Source organism: Croceitalea sp. MTPC6, from assembly GCF_036985525.1.
Lineage (GTDB): Bacteria > Bacteroidota > Bacteroidia > Flavobacteriales > Flavobacteriaceae > Croceitalea.
Map to the genome: position 1 here is coordinate 1 of NZ_BTGR01000023.1, position 1,006 is coordinate 1,006.

Genomic DNA, 1,006 nt, shown 5'->3' on the forward strand with positions numbered 1-1,006 from the left:
CATTCAGCCCTTATTGGATAGAAGTAAGCTTATAAGTGAAACAACCGGCACGGTGCGTAACAATCTACTCGAAGGTGCGCTTATCGTGATTTTCGTACTTGTTTTCCTTTTAGGAAACTGGCGTGGTGGTCTTATTGTGGCTTCGACTATCCCTTTATCGCTATTGTTCGCTTTTATACTAATGAACGTTTTTGACGTATGGGCGAACTTGATGAGTTTAGGTGCTATCGATTTTGGTATCATCGTAGATGGGGCGGTCATCATCGTGGAAGCCAGCGTATTCTTAATGGGAAGCTACATCCTAAAAAAGAAGTCTTTAAACAAGGAAAAACGTGATGAGATAGCCGCAAATGCATCAAAGAAAATGATGAATGCCGCCTTCTTTGGGCAATTGATAATTCTAATTGTGTTCTTGCCCATACTGGCTTTGGAAGGCATCGAGGGCAAAATGTTTAAACCAATGGCGCTCACATTCATATTTGCAATGATTGGTGCTATGTTTCTTTGCCTGACATACGTTCCAATGATGTCCGCACTATTTTTAAAACCACCCAAGACGGAAAAAAAATCTTGGGGCGACCGTTTCGTGCATTGGGTACAGCGGAAGTATGAACCACTTTTGGTCAAGACTTTAAACAAGGGAAAATGGATTGTGGGTATTGCCGTCGCCATATTTGCCCTAACCGTTTTTATGTTTACAAGAATGGGTGGCGAATTCATTCCCCAACTGGATGAAGGCGATATTGCATTTCACACCATACTTAAACCCGGAAGCTCACTAAGCGAAACGATTGAGACCACTACTAAAGTTGAGCGTATCATAAAGGCCGAATTTCCGGAAGTTGAGAAAATTGTAAGCCGTATCGGTGTGGCCGAAGTGCCCACAGACCCGATGCCAATGGATTTCGCTGATGTATTTGTTATTCTAAAACCCCAAGATGAATGGGTGTCTGCCGATGATAAGGATGAACTTATTGATAAAATGAAGGAAGCGGTAAGCATTATC

1 protein-coding gene is annotated in these 1,006 nt (G+C 42.3%); it reads left to right on the forward strand.

Annotated features, from left to right (window positions below; genetic code table 11):
- The coding region (locus tag AACP56_RS17865) for an efflux RND transporter permease subunit (RefSeq protein WP_339340028.1) at nucleotides 1–1,006 on the forward strand (1,006 nt) is incomplete at both ends.